Genomic DNA, 16,513 nt, shown 5'->3' on the forward strand with positions numbered 1-16,513 from the left:
CATCAGGGGGGTAGGCGCGCAGCGCCATGCGGCGAAGCCGCATCCATCGAGAGGAGGTGCAGCGAAGCAAACCGTAGGCGATGCCCCCGGATGGACACCGTAGCGAGGGAACACTGAGCCTAAGCGAAGTGCCGTACGCCGGGGCAAAGCCTTTTGGGTTACCTTTTCGCTGGGCCGGCACTCCGGCGTCTGGAAAAGGTGACTCGCTGTAAGAGCGAAACCATAGGAGGCCGTTACCGCAGCAACGGATATACACCCAAAACCCAGGCCCAAACCCAAACCAAACCCAAATCGCAGACAAACAAAAACGCCCGGCATAAACCGGGCGTCTTGTATTGACTTGATTAACGAGCGCGGTAAGTAATGCGCCCTTTGCTCAAGTCATAGGGCGTCAGCTCGACGCGCACTTTGTCACCGGTAAGAATACGAATGTAGTTCTTGCGCATCTTGCCGGAGATATGCGCGGTTACGACGTGCCCATTTTCCAACTCCACACGAAACATGGTGTTGGGCAGGGTGTCGACGACAGTGCCTTCCATTTCGAAGCTGTCTTCTTTCGACATGCAGTAAAGCCCTCGGTGTCCAATGAATGGCCCGGTGCAACTGCGCCAGGCAAAAGCGGCGTGCATTGTGCCCGAAAAAGGGGGTTCAAGCCAAGGGGTTTACGGCTTGCGATCAGTTCAGGATCACCCAGCGCTGATTAATCAGCAATTCGATGGGGCGATATTGGGTCTTGTAGTTCATCTTTTTGCAGTTCTTGATCCAATAACCGAGATACACCGCTTCCAGTGCCAGGCGCTGGCTTTCGGCGATTTGCCACAAAATCGCGAAGCGCCCCAGGCTGCGGCGCTCTTCGTCAGGTTCGTAAAAGGTATAGACCGCCGACAAGCCGTTGGGCAGCAGATCGGTCACCGCGACGGCGAGTAACCGTCCGTCGAGACGAAACTCGTAGAAGCGCGAAAAGGGCAGGTCGCGCACCAGAAAGGTCGAAAACTGGTCACGACTAGGCGGGTACATGTCGCCGTCGGCATGCCGCTGTTCGATATAGCGCTGGTACAGATCGAAATATTCTTCGCTGAAGTGCGGTTTTACCGGGCGTACCTGCAGATCGGCGTTGCGTTTGAAAATGCGTTTCTGCTGGCGGTTGGGGCTGAACTGCGCCACCGGGATGCGTGCAGGCACGCACGCATTGCAATTCTGGCAATGGGGCCGATACAGATGATCGCCGCTGCGACGAAAACCCATTTCCGACAGGTCTGCGTAGACGTGCACATCCATGGGCTGACTCGGGTCGAGAAACAGCGTCGTCGCCTGCTCCTCGGGCAGATAACTGCAGGAATGAGGCTGAGTGGCATAAAACTTCAAACGCGCCAACTCGGTCATGATCAACCCTCGGGATAAGCTGGTGAATTAAGTGTAAGCCACGCGCGCAAAAGTCGCTCAGCAAACCCAGGTGGCACGACTGGGTTGATCCAGGTGGCGAGCCAGATAGTCGGCGAATTCCTGGCGAGGGATCGCCCGGGCGCCGAGGCTGTGCAGATGATCGGTCGGCATCTGGCAGTCGATCAGGACAAATCCGGCGTCTTTCAGATGCTGCACCAGCGTGGCAAAGCCATATTTGGAGGCGTTGTCGGCGCGGCTGAACATCGATTCGCCGAAAAACAGCTGACCCATCGCCAGGCCATACAGGCCGCCGACCAGTTGGCCCTGATCCCAGACCTCGACCGAGTGGGCGAAACCGCGGCGGTGCAGTTCGAGGTAGGCGTCCTGCATGGCTTCGGTGATCCATGTGCCGTCGGCGTAGTCCCGTGGTGCGGCGCAGGCACGAATCACGGCGTCGAAATCCTGATCGAAGGTCACCTGGTAGCGTTGCTTGCGCAGCAGTTTGCCGAGGCTGCGCGAGACATGCAGTTCGTCGGGAAACAGCACGGTGCGCGGGTCCGGCGACCACCAGAGGATCGGCTGACCTTCGGAAAACCATGGAAAACAGCCGTGCCGGTAGGCCTGCACCAGACGATCGGCGGACAGGTCGCCACCGGCAGCCAGCAATCCATTGGGATCGCGCATGGCCTTATCCAGGGGCGGGAAAGTCAGGGAATTGCGTTGTAACCAAGTCAGCATGGCGTCCAGGCTTGCAGAAGGGGAGGGCGGTGCGGGCGTAAGGCCCGCGCTGAAGTGTGCCGTTAAATGACAGGAATGTCGTCCAGATACTTCTCCGCGTCCAGTGCCGCCATGCAACCGGCGCCGGCCGAGGTCACGGCCTGGCGGTAGACGTGGTCGGCCACATCGCCGGCAGCGAAGACGCCGGGGATCTCGGTGGAGGTGGCGTCGCCGTCGCTACCGCCTTTCACCTGCAGATAGCCGTCGCGCATTGGCAATTGGCCCTGAAACAGGTCGGTGTTGGGTTTGTGGCCGATGGCGATGAACACGCCGGCCAGGGCCAGTTCGCGGGTCTGCCCGGTGTGGCTGTCGCGCAGACGGGCGCCGGTCACGCCGCTGGCGTCGCCCAGTATTTCGTCGAGATTCTGGTTCCAGTGCAGGCGAACGTTGCCATTGGCGGCTTTTTCGAACAGCTTGTCCTGGAGAATTTTCTCCGAGCGCAACTTGTCGCGACGGTGGATCAGATGCACCTCTCTGGCGATGTTCGACAGGTACAGCGCCTCCTCGACCGCGGTGTTGCCGCCACCCACCACGGCGACTACCTGATTGCGATAGAAGAAGCCGTCACAGGTCGCGCAAGCCGAAACCCCTTTGCCGGCGAAGGCTTCTTCCGAGGGCAGGCCCAGATATTGCGCTGAGGCGCCGGTGGCGATGATCAGCGCGTCGCAGGTGTAAGTGCCGCTGTCGCCAATGAGTTCGAACGGGCGCTGCTGCAACTTGGCGGTGTGGATGTGGTCGTAAACGATCTCTGTGGCAAAGCGCTCGGCGTGTTTTTGCATGCGCTCCATCAGCACCGGGCCGGTCAGGCCTTCGACGTCGCCGGGCCAGTTGTCGACTTCGACGGTGGTGGTGAGCTGACCACCGGCCTGCAGCCCGGTAATCACCACCGGTTTGAGGTTGGCCCGGGCGGCGTACACGGCGGCGCTGTAACCGGCAGGGCCGGAGCCGAGAATGATCAGGCGTGAATGCTTCGCTGCGTTCATCAAATACACCTCATAAGCCTTTGTCACAAAAGACAATGCATGCTCAAATTGAACCGCAGGATTTGTGGCAATGGCTATGCTCTGCTATGGGTTTTGAAGCATGGCATCAGCCGCACAAACCCGTACAATGCCGGGCTGTTACAGAATATTTGTAGGGCGCTGTGTTTATGGCTGTGTTTATAAAAGCTGCGGCACAGTGTTAAAAGTAGTCTCAGATGCGCCGGTTCACTTTTTTACCTGCCTGGATTGGGCAGTTTTTTATCGTCATTCAATAGATGGACGCGCCCCGGGCGCAGGAAAAGAAGCGTTTTGAAGAAATCCACCGCAGCACCAAAAACAGTCGTTCCGCTCTGGCGCCAGCAATTGCACTACCGGCTCAAGGAAGGTGCATTGATCGCCATCGGTGCCTTGTGCCTGTTCCTGATGATGGCCTTGCTGACCTACGGCAAGGATGATCCCGGCTGGAGCCACAACAGCAAGATCGACGACGTGCAGAACTTCGGCGGCCCGGCCGGTTCCTACAGCGCAGACATCCTGTTCATGGTGCTGGGTTACTTCGCGTACATCTTCCCGCTGCTGCTGGCGGTCAAGGCCTATCAGATCTTCCGTCAACGTCACGAGCCGTGGCAGTGGAGCGGCTGGCTGTTCTCATGGCGCCTGATCGGTCTGGTGTTCCTGGTGCTGTCGGGCGCCGCGCTGGCGCATATTCATTTTCATGCCGCCACCGGTTTGCCGGCGGGAGCGGGCGGGGCGCTGGGCGAAAGCCTTGGTGATCTGGCGCGCAACGCGCTGAATATCCAGGGCAGCACGCTGTTGTTCATTGCGCTGTTCCTGTTCGGCCTGACCGTGTTTACCGATCTGTCGTGGTTCAAGGTAATGGACGTGACCGGCAAGATCACTCTGGACCTGTTCGAATTGTTCCAGGGCGCGGTCAACCGCTGGTGGTCGGCGCGTACCGAGCGCAAGCAACTGGTTGCGCAACTGCGTGAAGTCGATGACCGCGTCCACGATGTGGTGGCGCCGACCGTCACCGACAAGCGTGAACAGGCCAAAGTCAAAGAGCGCCTGATCGAGCGTGAGCAGGCCCTGAGCAAGCACATGTCCGATCGCGAGAAGCAGGTGCCGCCGGTCATTGCCCCGGCTCCGGTCAAGGCGCCAGAACCAAGCAAGCGCGTGCAGAAAGAGAAGCAGGCGCCGTTGTTCGTCGACAGCGCCGTGGAAGGCACCTTGCCGCCGATCTCGATTCTCGATCCTGCGGAAAAGAAACAACTCAATTATTCGCCGGAATCCCTGGCTGCGGTCGGCCACTTGCTGGAGATCAAGCTCAAGGAGTTCGGCGTCGAAGTCACCGTGGACTCGATTCATCCTGGCCCGGTGATTACCCGTTACGAAATCCAGCCTGCCGCCGGCGTCAAAGTCAGCCGCATTGCCAACCTGGCGAAAGACCTTGCACGTTCGCTGGCCGTGACCAGTGTACGGGTGGTCGAGGTGATTCCGGGCAAGACCACGGTCGGTATCGAGATTCCCAACGAAGACCGGCAGATCGTGCGTTTCTCCGAAGTGCTGTCGACCCCCGAGTACGACAACTTCAAATCGCCGGTCACCCTGGCCCTGGGCCACGACATCGGCGGCAAACCGGTCATCACCGACCTGGCGAAGATGCCGCACCTGCTGGTGGCTGGTACCACCGGTTCCGGTAAGTCGGTGGGGGTGAACGCGATGATCCTGTCGATCCTGTTCAAATCCGGCCCGGACGACGCCAAGCTGATCATGATCGACCCGAAAATGCTCGAACTGTCGATCTACGAAGGCATTCCGCACCTGTTGTGCCCGGTAGTGACCGACATGAAGGACGCCGCCAACGCCCTGCGCTGGAGCGTTGCGGAGATGGAACGTCGCTACAAGCTGATGGCGAAGATGGGGGTGCGTAACCTGTCCGGCTTCAACGCCAAGGTCAAGGAAGCGCAGGATGCCGGCGAGCCGTTGAGCGATCCGCTGTACAAGCGCGAAAGCATTCACGACGAAGCGCCGCTGCTGCAGAAGCTGCCGACCATCGTTGTGGTGGTCGACGAATTCGCCGACATGATGATGATCGTCGGCAAGAAGGTTGAAGAGCTGATTGCGCGTATTGCGCAAAAGGCGCGTGCCGCCGGCATTCACTTGATCCTCGCGACCCAGCGGCCATCGGTGGACGTGATCACCGGTCTGATCAAGGCCAACATTCCGACGCGTATGGCGTTCCAGGTGTCGAGCAAGATCGACTCGCGGACCATCATCGATCAGGGCGGCGCCGAGCAACTGCTCGGTCACGGTGACATGCTCTACATGCCACCGGGCACCAGCCTGCCAATCCGGGTGCACGGCGCGTTCGTTTCCGACGATGAAGTACACCGCGTGGTGGAAGCCTGGAAACTGCGTGGCGCACCGGAATACAACGATGACATCCTCAACGGTGTCGAAGAGGCGGGCAGCGGCTTTGAAGGCAGCAGCGGTGGCGGCGACGGTGATGATCCGGAGACCGACGCGCTGTATGACGAAGCCGTGCAGTTCGTCCTGGAAAGCCGCCGGGCGTCGATTTCCGCGGTACAGCGCAAGCTGAAGATCGGTTACAACCGCGCTGCGCGCATGATCGAAGCCATGGAAATGGCCGGGGTCGTCACCTCGATGAACACCAACGGTTCGCGTGAAGTTCTGGCCCCGGGGCCGGTTCGCGACTGACTGCAAAAGCAAAAGGCGGGACAATGATGTGCCGCCGCTCTCCCAACGAGTATTCAAGAGGACTCCCATGCGTCTTATCCGCATGCTGTTGCCAGTACTGGCGCTGACCACGTTCACGGCCCACGCCGACGACAAGGACGTGGCGCGTCTGACCCAACTGCTGGAAACATCGAAAACCCTGACCGCGAACTTCTCGCAGCTGACCCTCGACGGCAGCGGCACGCAGTTGCAGGAAACTCGCGGTGATATGGTTCTGCAGCGTCCGGGCCTGTTCTACTGGCACACCGAAGCGCCAAACGAGCAGACCATGGTCTCTGATGGCAAGAAGGTCACCCTGTGGGACCCGGATCTGGAACAAGCCACCATCAAGAAGCTCGACGAGCGTTTGACCCAGACCCCGGCGCTGCTGCTGTCCGGTGACGTGTCGAAGATCAGCCAGAGCTTCGAGATCAGCGCGAAAGAGGCGGGCGGCGTGATCGACTTCACCCTCAAGCCGAAAACCAAGGACACCCTGTTCGACAGCCTGCGCCTGTCGTTCCGTAACGGCCTGGTCAATGACATGCAACTGATCGACAGCGTCGGCCAGCGCACCAACATCCTGTTCACTGGGGTCAAGGCCAACGAAGCGGTGTCGGCGTCGAAGTTCAAGTTCGACATCCCGAAGGGTGCGGACGTCATTCAGGAATAAACCCCGGATCCCGGGTCGGGCTCTTGTGGCTTGGAGCCTTTGTGGCGAGGGAGCTTGCTCCCGCTGGGGCGCGAAGCGGCCCCGCTCTTGAATCAAAAGCGGGGACTGCTACGCAGTCCAGCGGGAGCAAGCTCCCTCGCCACAGGTGTTCCAACAGGCTTTAAGACAATCAGAGGTTTCAACGCTACGTGATGGATCTGTTTCGCAGTGCACCGATTGCCCAGCCACTGGCCGCGCGTTTGCGCGCGACCAATCTGGATGAGTACGTCGGTCAGGAGCACGTGCTCGCTCGCGGCAAGCCTCTGCGTGAGGCGCTGGAGCAGGGTGCCCTGCATTCGATGATCTTCTGGGGCCCGCCGGGGGTGGGCAAGACCACCCTGGCGCGATTGCTCGCGGAAGTCTCGGATGCGCACTTCGAGACGGTCTCGGCGGTACTCGCCGGGGTCAAGGAGATCCGTCAGGCCGTTGAAATCGCCAAGCAGCAGGCCGGGCAGTACGGCAAGCGCACGATCCTGTTCGTCGATGAAGTGCACCGCTTCAACAAATCGCAGCAGGATGCCTTCCTGCCCTATGTCGAGGACGGTACGCTGATTTTCATCGGCGCCACCACCGAAAACCCTTCGTTTGAATTGAACAACGCGCTGCTGTCGCGGGCCCGCGTCTATGTGCTGAAAAGCCTCGACGAAACGGCGCTGCGCAAACTGGTGCACCGCGCGCTCACCGAAGAGCGCGGGCTGGGCAAGCGCAACCTGACCCTCAGTGATGAAGGCTTCCAGATGCTGCTGTCGGCCGCCGATGGCGATGGCCGGCGCCTGCTCAATCTGCTGGAGAACGCCTCGGACCTGGCCGAAGACAACAGCGAGATGGGCACCGAGCTGCTGCAAAGCCTGCTCGGCGACACCCGGCGGCGCTTCGACAAGGGCGGCGAAGCGTTCTACGACCAGATCTCGGCGCTGCACAAGTCAGTGCGCGGCTCCAACCCCGATGGCGCGCTGTACTGGTTCGCGCGGATGATCGATGGCGGCTGCGATCCGTTGTACCTGGCGCGGCGCGTGGTGCGCATGGCCAGCGAAGACATCGGCAACGCTGACCCGCGCGCGCTGAGCCTGTGCCTGGCGGCGTGGGAAGTGCAGGAGCGTCTTGGCAGCCCCGAAGGCGAACTGGCGGTGGCTCAGGCCATCACCTATCTGGCCTGCGCGCCAAAAAGCAACGCGGTGTACATGGGTTTCAAGACCGCGCTGCGCGCCGCTGCCGAGTACGGTTCGCTGGAAGTGCCGCTGCACTTGCGCAATGCACCGACCAAGCTGATGAAGCAACTGGGCTATGGCGACGAATACCGTTACGCCCACGACGAACCGGATGCCTATGCCGCTGGCGAAGATTATTTCCCGGAAGAACTCGAGCCGATCCCGTTCTATCAACCGGTGCCTCGTGGCCTGGAATTGAAGATCGGCGAGAAGCTCAACCACCTCGCGCAACTTGACCGTTTAAGCCCAAGGCAGCGGAGAAAATAGTGCTTCCATTGATCGTTGCGGTCTCCGTCGGCGGGATTGCCGGCACGCTGTTGCGCTTCGCCACCGGCAATTGGGTCAGTGCCAATTGGCCGCGGCACTTCTATACCGCGACGCTGGCCGTTAATATCGTGGGCTGTCTGCTGATTGGCGTGTTGTACGGCCTGTTTTTGATACGCCCGGAGGTGCCGATCGAGGTGCGCGCCGGGTTGATGGTCGGCTTCCTCGGGGGGCTGACGACTTTTTCATCCTTTTCACTGGATACGGTGCGCCTGCTGGAAAGCGGGCAAGTGCCGCTGGCCCTGGGCTATGCGGCGATCAGCGTATTCGGCGGGCTGCTCGCGACGTGGGCCGGCCTGTCCTTGACCAAACTTTGATAACGAGAAACCGACATGCTCGATTCCAAACTGTTACGTAGCAACCTTCAGGACGTAGCGGACCGCCTGGCTTCCCGTGGCTTTGCCCTGGATACCGCGCGCATCGAAGCGCTGGAAGAACAGCGCAAGACCGTCCAGACCCGCACCGAAGCACTGCAGGCTGAGCGTAACGCGCGTTCCAAATCCATCGGTCAGGCCAAGCAGCGCGGCGAAGACATCGCGCCGCTGATGGCGGACGTCGAGCGCATGGCGGGCGAGCTGAGTGCCGGTAAAGTCGAGCTGGACGCGATCCAGACCGAGCTGGACTCGATCCTGCTGGGTATCCCCAACCTGCCGCACGAATCGGTACCGGTCGGCAAGGACGAAGACGACAACGTCGAAGTGCGCCGCTGGGGCACGCCGACGCAGTTCGATTTCGAAGTGAAAGACCACGTTGCACTGGGCGAGAAGTTCGGCTGGCTGGATTTCGAAACCGCCGCCAAGCTGTCCGGCGCACGTTTCGCCCTGCTGCGCGGCCCGATTGCCCGTCTGCACCGCGCACTGGCGCAGTTCATGATCAACCTGCACGTCAACGAGCATGGCTACGAAGAGGCTTACACGCCTTATCTGGTTCAGGCCCCGGCGCTGCAAGGCACCGGTCAGCTGCCGAAGTTCGAAGAAGACCTGTTCAAGATCGCTCGCGAAGGCGAAGCCGATCTGTACCTGATCCCGACCGCCGAAGTGTCGCTGACCAACATTGTGGCCGGTGAAATCGTCGACTCGAAACTGCTGCCGATCAAGTTCGTCGCGCACACCCCGTGCTTCCGCAGCGAAGCCGGTGCGTCGGGTCGCGACACCCGCGGCATGATCCGTCAGCACCAGTTCGACAAGGTTGAAATGGTCCAGATCGTCGAGCCGTCGACTTCGATGCAAGCGCTGGAAGGCCTGACTGCCAACGCCGAAAAAGTCCTGCAACTGCTGGGTCTGCCTTACCGCACCCTGGCGCTGTGCACCGGCGACATGGGCTTCAGCGCCGTGAAGACCTACGACCTCGAAGTGTGGATTCCGAGCCAGGACAAGTACCGCGAAATTTCCTCGTGCTCCAACTGCGGCGATTTCCAGGCCCGTCGTATGCAAGCGCGTTTCCGCAACCCGGAAACCGGCAAGCCTGAGCTGGTGCACACCCTCAACGGTTCCGGTCTGGCTGTCGGTCGTACCCTGGTTGCCGTGCTGGAAAACTACCAGCAGGCCGACGGTTCGATCCGCGTGCCGGACGTGCTGAAGCCGTACATGGGTGGCCTTGAGGTCATCGGCTAAATGAAATATCTGCCGCTGTTTCACAACCTGCGCGGCAGTCGTGTGTTGGTTGTCGGTGGGGGGGAAATTGCCTTGCGCAAATCCCGCCTGCTGGCCGATGCCGGTGCGCTGCTGCGGGTGGTCGCACCTGAAATCGAAGCGCAACTGCGCGAACTGGTCAGCGCCAGCGGTGGCGAATGTCTGCTGCGTGGTTACGTGGAAACGGACCTGGACGGTTGCGGGCTGATCATCGCCGCTACCGACGATGAAACGCTCAACGCTCAGGTCTCCAGCGATGCCCATCGGCGTTGCGTGCCGGTCAATGTGGTCGATGCGCCGCATCTGTGCAGCGTGATCTTCCCGGCGATCGTCGACCGTTCGCCGCTGATCATTGCGGTGTCCAGCGGTGGCGATGCGCCGGTGTTGGCGCGGCTGATTCGCGCCAAGATCGAAACCTGGATTCCTTCGACCTACGGCCAGTTGGCCGGTCTTGCCGCGCGTTTCCGCAATCAGGTGAAAAACCTGTTTCCGGACGTGCAGCAGCGCCGTGGTTTCTGGGAAGACGTGTTTCAGGGCCCGATTGCCGATCGACAACTGGCCGGGCAGGGCACTGAAGCCGAGCGTCTGTTGCAGGCCAAGATCGATGGCGAGGCGACCGTTACCAATGGTGAGGTGTATCTGGTGGGCGCGGGACCCGGTGATCCGGACCTGCTGACCTTCCGCGCCTTGCGCCTGATGCAGCAAGCCGATGTGGTGCTGTACGACCGCTTGGTCGCGCCGGCGATTCTCGAATTGTGCCGTCGCGATGCCGAACGCATTTACGTCGGCAAGCGTCGCTCTGATCATGCGGTGCCACAGGATCAGATCAACCAGCAACTGGTGGATCTGGCCAAGGCCGGCAAACGCGTGGTGCGCTTGAAGGGCGGTGATCCGTTCATCTTCGGCCGTGGCGGTGAAGAGATCGAAGAGCTGGCGGCCCACGGGATTCCGTTCCAGGTGGTGCCGGGGATCACGGCGGCCAGCGGTTGCGCGGCGTATGCCGGGATTCCGCTGACCCATCGCGATTACGCGCAGTCGGTGCGCTTCGTCACCGGTCACCTGAAGGACGGGTCCACCGATCTGCCGTGGGCCGACCTCGTCGCCCCGGCGCAGACGCTGGTGTTCTATATGGGGCTGGTGGGCTTGCCGGTGATCTGCGAGCAGTTGATCAGGCACGGTCGCAGCGCGGACACCCCGGCGGCATTGATTCAGCAGGGCACCACGGTCAATCAGCGGGTCTTCACGGGTACGCTGGCCGATTTGCCGCGCCTGGTGGCGGAGCATGAAGTGCATGCGCCGACGCTGGTGATCGTCGGCGAAGTGGTGCAGCTGCGCGAGAAGCTGGCGTGGTTCGAAGGGGCTCAGGCGCAAGTCTGAAACCTCGTCGCCCTCATTCGCGAGCAAGCTCGCTCCCACATCAGATTTGTGAACGACACAGATTCAATGTGGGAGCGAGCTTGCTCGCGAAGAGGCCCTCAAAAACGCTGAAACAATTAACCCCTTTGCCAAACTCCTTTCCCGCCCAACCGCGCCCGATCATGGGCCACGGTGAAGTCCTGCTCAGGCCCCTTCGGCACCACACCGGTCGGATTGATGGTCTTGTGGCTACCGTAGTAATGATTCTTGATGTGCTGAAAATCCACCGTCTCGCCAATCCCCGGCCACTGATACAGCTCTCGCAGCCAGTTCGACAGGTTCGGGTAATCGGCAATCCGCCGCAGATTGCACTTGAAGTGCCCGTGGTACACCGCATCGAAGCGAATCAGCGTGGTGAACAGTCGCACATCGGCCTCGGTCAGGTACTCGCCAGTCAAGTAGCGGTTGGCGTCCAGCACCCGCTCCAGATGATCCAGCTCTGCAAACACCTCATCGAACGCCTCTTCATAAGCCTGTTGCGAGGTGGCGAAGCCGGCGCGATACACGCCGTTGTTCACCGCCGGATAAATCCGCTCGTTCAATGCATCGATCTCACCGCGTAATGGCGCCGGGTAGAAGTCCAGCTCGTTACCGGTCAGGCCATCGAAGGCGCTGTTGAACATGCGGATGATTTCCGCCGATTCATTGCTGACGATGCGCTTGAGCTTCTTGTCCCACAGCACCGGCACGGTGACGCGGCCGGTGTAGTCCCGCGCGTCGGCGGTGTAGCGCTGATGCATGAAGTCGAAGTGGTCGAGCTTATCGCCAGTCGAGCCAAGCGTCTTGTCGAAGGTCCAGCCGTTTTCCAGCATCAGCCAGCTGACCACGGACACGTCGATCAGGCTTTCCAGGCCTTTGAGCTTGCGCAGGATCAGCGTGCGGTGTGCCCACGGGCAGGCGAGGGAGACATAGAGGTGATAGCGCCCGGCCTCGGCGGCAAAACCACCATCACCGCTCGGCCCGGGCTGGCCGTCAGTGGTGACCCAGTTACGGCGTTGCGCCTGTTCGCGCTGGAACGCGCCGTCCTTGCTGCTTTCGTACCACTTGTCCTGCCAGTGGCCATCGACGAGTAAACCCATGATCAAGACTCCTGAATCCAATAAGCGTTGGAGCCGAGTCTATTCCGATGAGTTCGAACAAAAAGCGCAAAGATCGGGCGTCTATGATCGGTTATATCGATTTGTTGCGTGCGGCCCAGTATTGCTCGGCGGTTTCGAACGCTTGCTCGCGGCTTTGACCGAGGCCACGCAGGGCCAGGGCCATGGTCGAGATCAGGGCCATTTGCGGATAGCTGTCGACCACCTCGCCGCGCCACACCGCTTTCAGATGTTCAACGTCCAGCGTGGCCGGTTTGACGTGGCGCTGGCTCGACAGTTGTGGCCATTCTTCATCCCAGCTCTCGCCGCCCTTGGTGCCATAGAGATGGCTGTCGGCATCCGGGTTGATCTCGATCTCGCCGCCGTCGCCCTTGACCACGATCGCCGTGTCGCCGAGCAAACCGCTGGCCTCGCGATGCACCGCTTGATAGCCCGGGTGGAAGATACTTTGCAGACCACAACGGGCGCGCAGTGGATTGAGGATGCGTGCCAGCGAATGGATCGGCGAGCGCAGGCCCATGGTGTTGCGCAGGTCGATCATCTTCTGCAACTGCGGCGCCCAGTCCATCAGCGGCATGAACGCCAGACCGCCGTTGTCCAGTGCGCTGCCGACCTGCTGCCAGGTGCGGCACAGCGGAATGTTCAGCTCGCCAAGCAATTGTTCGGTGTACAGCCGCCCGGCGGTGTGCGCGCCGCCGCCGTGCATGAAGATTCGCACGCCGTTTTGCGCCAGGCACTTGGCCGACAGCAGATACCACGGCAGATGACGTTTCTTGCCGGCGTAGGTCGGCCAGTCCAGATCGACGTTCAGCGTTGGTGCCTGCAAGCGCTCGCGCAAGGCTTCGGTGAAACCGGCCATTTCCTCGGCGCTTTCTTCCTTGTGCCGCAGCAGCATCAGAAAGGCCCCGAGCTGGGTGTCTTCGACTTTGTCGTCGAGCACCATGCCCATGGCTTCCCGGGCTTCTTCACGGGTCAGGTCGCGGGCGCCGCGTTTGCCTTTGCCGAGGATTCGCACGAATTGGGCGAACGGGTGCTCGGCGGGCGTTTCGAGGGTCAGCGCTGGAAAATCGGTCATAAACAGTTCGTCGGTTTGGGCAGGCCCGCCAGTTTCGCGGCGAGTTTGGCGGGGGTGCCTTTGAACAGTCGGTTCAGGTGCAGGCTGTTGCCTTTGTCCGCGCCGAGTTTGAGTGCGGTGTACTTGATCAGCGGGCGCGTGGCCGGTGACAACTGGAACTCGGCGTAGAAGCTGCGCAGCAGTTCGAGGACTTCCCAGTGTTCGGCAGTCAGTTCGATCTCTTCAGCGGCGGCGAGGGCGCTGGCGACGTCATGGGACCAGTCGTCGAGGTCGACCAGAAAGCCGTCCTTGTCCAGTTCGATGGCGCGGGCGCCGACAGTCATCGAGTTCATAGCCAACTGTTGACCTTGTCGTGGTGGATCGACAGTTCGACGAACGCCGGGTAATCGATGGCTTCAGCCCAGTCGGGAGCAACGATGGCGCGGGCCAGCAGGTCTTCGGCGAGGGCGAATAGCTTGACTCGGCGTGCGTTCAACGTAGCGAATGGCGCAGTGCCCGGTTGCAGGGCGTAGACTGCATCGCCGGATAACAGCAACGCGTCAGCAGCGCCGATCACGCGCAGGCAACTGCTCAGGCGCTCGTCGCCGAACGGGGAATGAGACAACACATGCAAAGTCGACATCAGAGGGTGATCACCTGGTCGTAACGGTCAATGAGGGCGGTGATTTCGCTGGCGCCGAGTGGCTGCGCTTCGTCCAGCGACAGCGTGCTCAGGCCACGGGCGCTGGCGCTGTCGGTGCAGTAGAACAGTTCTTCAACGCCGAACATCGGCAGCGCCTGCAGGTTGGCGCTGAGGTCTTTCTGTTGCAGGGCCTTGGCGTTCTGCCCGGCGGCCAGTTGCAACACGCCGTCATCGAGAAACAGCAGGCCGATCGGCAGATCGAACGCGCCGCCGGCCAGTACGATGTCCAGCGCTTCGCGGGCGCCGGGGCCGGACCACGGCGACTGGCGGCTGATGATCAACAGGGATCTGGCCATCTCACGCGCCTCCGAAACAGATCAGGCGATCGGCGTCCTGCACCGCATCGTGCAACTGGCCGAGGCCGGACAATTCCCACGGCGCGCTGACCGCGACCGCCTCACGCTGGTAGCGCCTGGCTTCTTCGTCATTCAGTGCGCCACGGCGCAAGGCGGCGGCGATGCACACCACGCCGTCCAGTTGCTGCTCGCTGATGAATGTGCGCCACTGTTTGGGCAGGTCCAGTTCGTCCTGCGGGGTGACCACCGCGTCCGAGGCGTTGTACACGCCGTCCTGATAGAAAAACAGCCGGACAATCTCATGCCCGCCGGCCAGCGCAGACTGCGCAAACAGCAGGGCGCGGCGCGAGGAGGGCGCATGGGCGGCGGAAAACAGCGCGATGGCGAACTTCATGACGGACTCGATCAGCAAAACTGCGGCCATGATAAAGCTTTATCGAGGCAGCCGCGAAACCCAAGTTGTACACACCGATTGCGCGGGAATAACTGTCCGCCTGCAGCTACCGGTCACAGCGCAAATCCATGTAGGAGCTGCGGCACGCTGCGATCTTTTGATCTTTACAAGCAAGATCAAGAGATCGCAGCCTCGTTTCACTCGTCAGCTCCTACAGGGGATTTGAGTGAAGCCTCAATCAGCGGGGCATATAGCCTAGTTGCCAACGACGCGGAATCGTCAGCGACAGCACGCCCAGCGCCGCCGCCAGCAAGCCGCTGGCGAACAATGCCCGAAGCCCGAAATGCTGTTCCAGCACCGCGCCGAGAATTGCGCCGATGAACATCCCGCTCCACGGCACCAGTTGCACCCGCCAGCCGTTCCGGCGTTCGCCGAGCATCCAGCGCCCCAGTCCACGGCCGAAGCGCGACAGCGCTCCGGTCACGTAGGTCAGGCCGACCGGCAGACCGTTCACTTCCTCGACCGCCGCATTGAGCATGCCCATCGCGATGATCGCCGCCAGCAGCGCCGGCAGTTGCGTGTCATATGGCCAGGCCGCCGCCAGGCAGAGCAGGGTGGCGATGCACAGTAACAAGGGCAATGTGCGCCGCCCACCGAGGCGCCCGATCACGATCCCCAAGGCGTTACCGATCACGAAGGTGACGACGAGGATGATCAGGCGCAAGGTCAGTCCGAGGTCGCCGTCACTGATCGCCACCGCCAGCCGCGTGGTGTTGCCGCTCATGAACGAAACGAAATCGCCGCTGGCCATGAAGCCGATCGCGTCGGTCATGCCGGCCAGCACTGACAGGCTGGCGACCAGCGCCAGACCGATGCGGCCGCGCCATTTCTGCCGGTGCAGATGCCCGGAAGTGGCGCGGTGAGTCGAAGTGGAGGGCAGCATCGGCGACGATATCCTTCAGCGGCGGTTACGGTTCCAACCCATAAAGATCGCAGTAATCCGCCCAGCTCATGTGCGCCATTTCCGCCACCTCACGGTGTACCTCCATGCGCTGGGCCTGATAGTCCTCGGGCGTTGCCGCCGTAAGAAGCAAGGTCAGTTCCCAAGCGAACAGGCCTTGATTCTCCGCCTCGGCCTCGAAGGCTTCGTGCAGGCGTTCTTCACGGTACTGTGCCGGGGTTTCGCCCTTGGCCTGAGCCAGCAGCGGGTTGAGATGATCGAGGGTTTCGCGCAGTTCGGGGCGTGCGTCGAGAAACAGTTTCAGGGCTTGTTCATGTCGCTGGTCGGTGGGCGCCATGTAGGTTCCTTGTGAGGCTGATGACCCTAGGGTGCCGGAGCGGCCGGTGTGTGTCGCGCTATAAATGCAGTAAAGCAGAACGATTTTGCCTGTTGCGGTGATACAGTCCGCTTTTTTCTGAATGAGCGAATGCAATGCGAATTCTGATGGTAGCGCTGGCCGCGAGCGTGCTGGCCGGTTGCGCGGGTTCGGTGATGGACGATTCTCGCACCAAAGCCCCGTACAAGGTTCTGACCTCGGACAAGCCCGAGAAAGTCGTGGCTCAGTGCGTGCAATTCGCCTGGCAGGACGAAGCGGTATTTGGCGTGGATGCCGGCGCGTATCTGCAACCGGGCAAGAAGGGTGGCTCGACCGTGTACACGCGCTCGGCGGAGTCGTTTGTCGATGTGACCAGCGATGCGTCGGGCACGGTGCTCAACTACTACGCGCAGAAGGATGATTTTGTTGCCAAGCGCCGATTGGCGGGGTTGGCGACCTGTCTTTGATATTGCGCTGAAGCGGCTG

At 61.2% G+C, this 16,513-nt stretch carries 19 protein-coding genes; 7 read left to right on the top strand and 12 right to left on the bottom strand.

The window, feature by feature from the left end; translation table 11 throughout:
• Positions 1–344 precede the first annotated feature (344 nt).
• The 4 genes from infA to trxB form a co-directional block, all read right to left on the bottom strand.
• A complete protein-coding gene (gene infA / locus PMI25_RS24750; protein ID WP_002553999.1) occupies positions 345–563 on the bottom strand; it encodes a translation initiation factor IF-1 in 219 nt (72 codons plus the stop codon).
• A 112-nt stretch (positions 564–675) separates the two neighbouring features.
• Positions 676–1,383, bottom strand: a complete 708-nt coding sequence (locus tag PMI25_RS24755; protein WP_007966617.1) for an arginyltransferase — start codon at positions 1,381–1,383, stop codon at positions 676–678.
• A 57-nt stretch (positions 1,384–1,440) separates the two neighbouring features.
• Positions 1,441–2,121, bottom strand: coding sequence for a leucyl/phenylalanyl-tRNA--protein transferase (gene aat / locus PMI25_RS24760; RefSeq protein WP_045122183.1), 681 nt, complete (start codon positions 2,119–2,121; stop codon positions 1,441–1,443).
• Positions 2,122–2,183: 62 nt separating this feature from the next.
• Positions 2,184–3,143, bottom strand: coding sequence for a thioredoxin-disulfide reductase (trxB, locus tag PMI25_RS24765; RefSeq protein WP_007966614.1), 960 nt, complete (start codon positions 3,141–3,143; stop codon positions 2,184–2,186).
• A 309-nt stretch (positions 3,144–3,452) separates the two neighbouring features.
• Between trxB and PMI25_RS24770 the strand changes: the two genes are divergently transcribed.
• From PMI25_RS24770 to cysG, 6 genes are all read left to right on the top strand, one after another.
• The gene (locus PMI25_RS24770) at positions 3,453–5,861 is read left to right on the top strand and encodes a DNA translocase FtsK (protein WP_081755236.1); all 2,409 of its coding nucleotides are present in this window, start codon (positions 3,453–3,455) and stop codon (positions 5,859–5,861) included.
• A 67-nt stretch (positions 5,862–5,928) separates the two neighbouring features.
• Positions 5,929–6,549, top strand: a complete 621-nt coding sequence (gene lolA / locus PMI25_RS24775) for an outer membrane lipoprotein chaperone LolA (protein ID WP_007966612.1) — start codon at positions 5,929–5,931, stop codon at positions 6,547–6,549.
• A gap of 191 nt (positions 6,550–6,740) precedes the next feature.
• On the top strand, positions 6,741–8,063 hold the full coding sequence (locus tag PMI25_RS24780) for a replication-associated recombination protein A (protein ID WP_003223849.1): 1,323 nt from the start codon (positions 6,741–6,743) through the stop codon (positions 8,061–8,063).
• Positions 8,063–8,437 (top strand): fluoride efflux transporter CrcB, encoded by a 375-nt coding sequence (gene crcB, locus PMI25_RS24785; RefSeq protein ID WP_007966609.1) that lies wholly within the window; start codon positions 8,063–8,065, stop codon positions 8,435–8,437. Before PMI25_RS24780 ends, crcB begins: the two co-directional genes overlap by 1 nt.
• Before the next feature lie 15 nt (positions 8,438–8,452).
• Positions 8,453–9,733: a serine--tRNA ligase gene (gene serS / locus PMI25_RS24790; RefSeq protein WP_007966608.1), complete on the top strand. Its 1,281-nt coding sequence runs from the start codon at positions 8,453–8,455 to the stop codon at positions 9,731–9,733.
• Complete coding sequence (cysG, locus tag PMI25_RS24795; protein ID WP_007966606.1) at positions 9,734–11,128, top strand: siroheme synthase CysG; 1,395 nt, start codon at positions 9,734–9,736, stop codon at positions 11,126–11,128. It begins immediately after the preceding gene.
• Positions 11,129–11,244: 116 nt separating this feature from the next.
• On the opposite strand, the gene PMI25_RS24800 is transcribed toward cysG, so the two are convergent.
• The 8 genes from PMI25_RS24800 to PMI25_RS24840 form a co-directional block, all read right to left on the bottom strand.
• Complete coding sequence (locus PMI25_RS24800) at positions 11,245–12,246, bottom strand: glutathione S-transferase family protein (protein ID WP_007966605.1); 1,002 nt, start codon at positions 12,244–12,246, stop codon at positions 11,245–11,247.
• 91 nt (positions 12,247–12,337) lie between these two features.
• Positions 12,338–13,339 carry a glycosyl transferase family protein gene (locus PMI25_RS24805; protein WP_007966603.1) on the bottom strand — a complete coding sequence of 334 codons (1,002 nt, stop codon included), beginning with the start codon at positions 13,337–13,339 and terminating at the stop codon, positions 12,338–12,340.
• On the bottom strand, positions 13,336–13,671 hold the full coding sequence (locus PMI25_RS24810) for a TusE/DsrC/DsvC family sulfur relay protein (protein ID WP_007966601.1): 336 nt from the start codon (positions 13,669–13,671) through the stop codon (positions 13,336–13,338). The genes PMI25_RS24805 and PMI25_RS24810 overlap by 4 nt, the downstream gene beginning before the upstream one ends.
• Positions 13,668–13,961 (bottom strand): sulfurtransferase complex subunit TusB, encoded by a 294-nt coding sequence (gene tusB / locus PMI25_RS24815; RefSeq protein ID WP_007966599.1) that lies wholly within the window; start codon positions 13,959–13,961, stop codon positions 13,668–13,670. The genes PMI25_RS24810 and tusB overlap by 4 nt, the downstream gene beginning before the upstream one ends.
• On the bottom strand, positions 13,961–14,317 hold the full coding sequence (gene tusC, locus PMI25_RS24820; protein WP_007966597.1) for a sulfurtransferase complex subunit TusC: 357 nt from the start codon (positions 14,315–14,317) through the stop codon (positions 13,961–13,963). Before tusC ends, tusB begins: the two co-directional genes overlap by 1 nt.
• Position 14,318: 1 nt before the next feature.
• Positions 14,319–14,711 carry a sulfurtransferase complex subunit TusD gene (tusD, locus tag PMI25_RS24825; protein WP_007966595.1) on the bottom strand — a complete coding sequence of 131 codons (393 nt, stop codon included), beginning with the start codon at positions 14,709–14,711 and terminating at the stop codon, positions 14,319–14,321.
• Between the two features lie 238 nt (positions 14,712–14,949).
• Positions 14,950–15,654 carry a YoaK family protein gene (locus PMI25_RS24835; protein ID WP_007966593.1) on the bottom strand — a complete coding sequence of 235 codons (705 nt, stop codon included), beginning with the start codon at positions 15,652–15,654 and terminating at the stop codon, positions 14,950–14,952.
• A 25-nt stretch (positions 15,655–15,679) separates the two neighbouring features.
• The gene (locus PMI25_RS24840; RefSeq protein WP_007966592.1) at positions 15,680–16,009 is read right to left on the bottom strand and encodes a DUF6388 family protein; all 330 of its coding nucleotides are present in this window, start codon (positions 16,007–16,009) and stop codon (positions 15,680–15,682) included.
• Between the two features lie 134 nt (positions 16,010–16,143).
• On the opposite strand from PMI25_RS24840, the gene PMI25_RS24845 reads away from it, so the two are divergent.
• Complete coding sequence (locus PMI25_RS24845) at positions 16,144–16,494, top strand: hypothetical protein (protein WP_007966590.1); 351 nt, start codon at positions 16,144–16,146, stop codon at positions 16,492–16,494.
• The last annotated feature ends 19 nt before the right edge of the window (positions 16,495–16,513 follow it).

Source organism: Pseudomonas sp. GM30, from assembly GCF_000282275.2.
In the GTDB taxonomy this organism is placed as follows: Bacteria; Pseudomonadota; Gammaproteobacteria; order Pseudomonadales; family Pseudomonadaceae; genus Aquipseudomonas.

Coding starts and splice junctions, on each gene's coding strand:
- infA (WP_002553999.1), bottom strand. CDS start 563: ATGTCGAAAGAAGACAGCTTCGAAATGGAAGGCACTGTCGTCGACACC.
- PMI25_RS24755 (WP_007966617.1), bottom strand. CDS start 1,383: ATGACCGAGTTGGCGCGTTTGAAGTTTTATGCCACTCAGCCTCATTCC.
- aat (WP_045122183.1), bottom strand. CDS start 2,121: ATGCTGACTTGGTTACAACGCAATTCCCTGACTTTCCCGCCCCTGGAT.
- trxB (WP_007966614.1), bottom strand. CDS start 3,143: ATGAACGCAGCGAAGCATTCACGCCTGATCATTCTCGGCTCCGGCCCT.
- lolA (WP_007966612.1), top strand. CDS start 5,929: ATGCGTCTTATCCGCATGCTGTTGCCAGTACTGGCGCTGACCACGTTC.
- PMI25_RS24780 (WP_003223849.1), top strand. CDS start 6,741: ATGGATCTGTTTCGCAGTGCACCGATTGCCCAGCCACTGGCCGCGCGT.
- serS (WP_007966608.1), top strand. CDS start 8,453: ATGCTCGATTCCAAACTGTTACGTAGCAACCTTCAGGACGTAGCGGAC.
- cysG (WP_007966606.1), top strand. CDS start 9,734: ATGAAATATCTGCCGCTGTTTCACAACCTGCGCGGCAGTCGTGTGTTG.
- PMI25_RS24800 (WP_007966605.1), bottom strand. CDS start 12,246: ATGGGTTTACTCGTCGATGGCCACTGGCAGGACAAGTGGTACGAAAGC.
- PMI25_RS24805 (WP_007966603.1), bottom strand. CDS start 13,339: ATGACCGATTTTCCAGCGCTGACCCTCGAAACGCCCGCCGAGCACCCG.
- PMI25_RS24810 (WP_007966601.1), bottom strand. CDS start 13,671: ATGAACTCGATGACTGTCGGCGCCCGCGCCATCGAACTGGACAAGGAC.
- tusB (WP_007966599.1), bottom strand. CDS start 13,961: ATGTCGACTTTGCATGTGTTGTCTCATTCCCCGTTCGGCGACGAGCGC.
- tusC (WP_007966597.1), bottom strand. CDS start 14,317: ATGGCCAGATCCCTGTTGATCATCAGCCGCCAGTCGCCGTGGTCCGGC.
- tusD (WP_007966595.1), bottom strand. CDS start 14,711: ATGAAGTTCGCCATCGCGCTGTTTTCCGCCGCCCATGCGCCCTCCTCG.
- PMI25_RS24835 (WP_007966593.1), bottom strand. CDS start 15,654: ATGCTGCCCTCCACTTCGACTCACCGCGCCACTTCCGGGCATCTGCAC.
- PMI25_RS24840 (WP_007966592.1), bottom strand. CDS start 16,009: ATGGCGCCCACCGACCAGCGACATGAACAAGCCCTGAAACTGTTTCTC.
- PMI25_RS24845 (WP_007966590.1), top strand. CDS start 16,144: ATGCGAATTCTGATGGTAGCGCTGGCCGCGAGCGTGCTGGCCGGTTGC.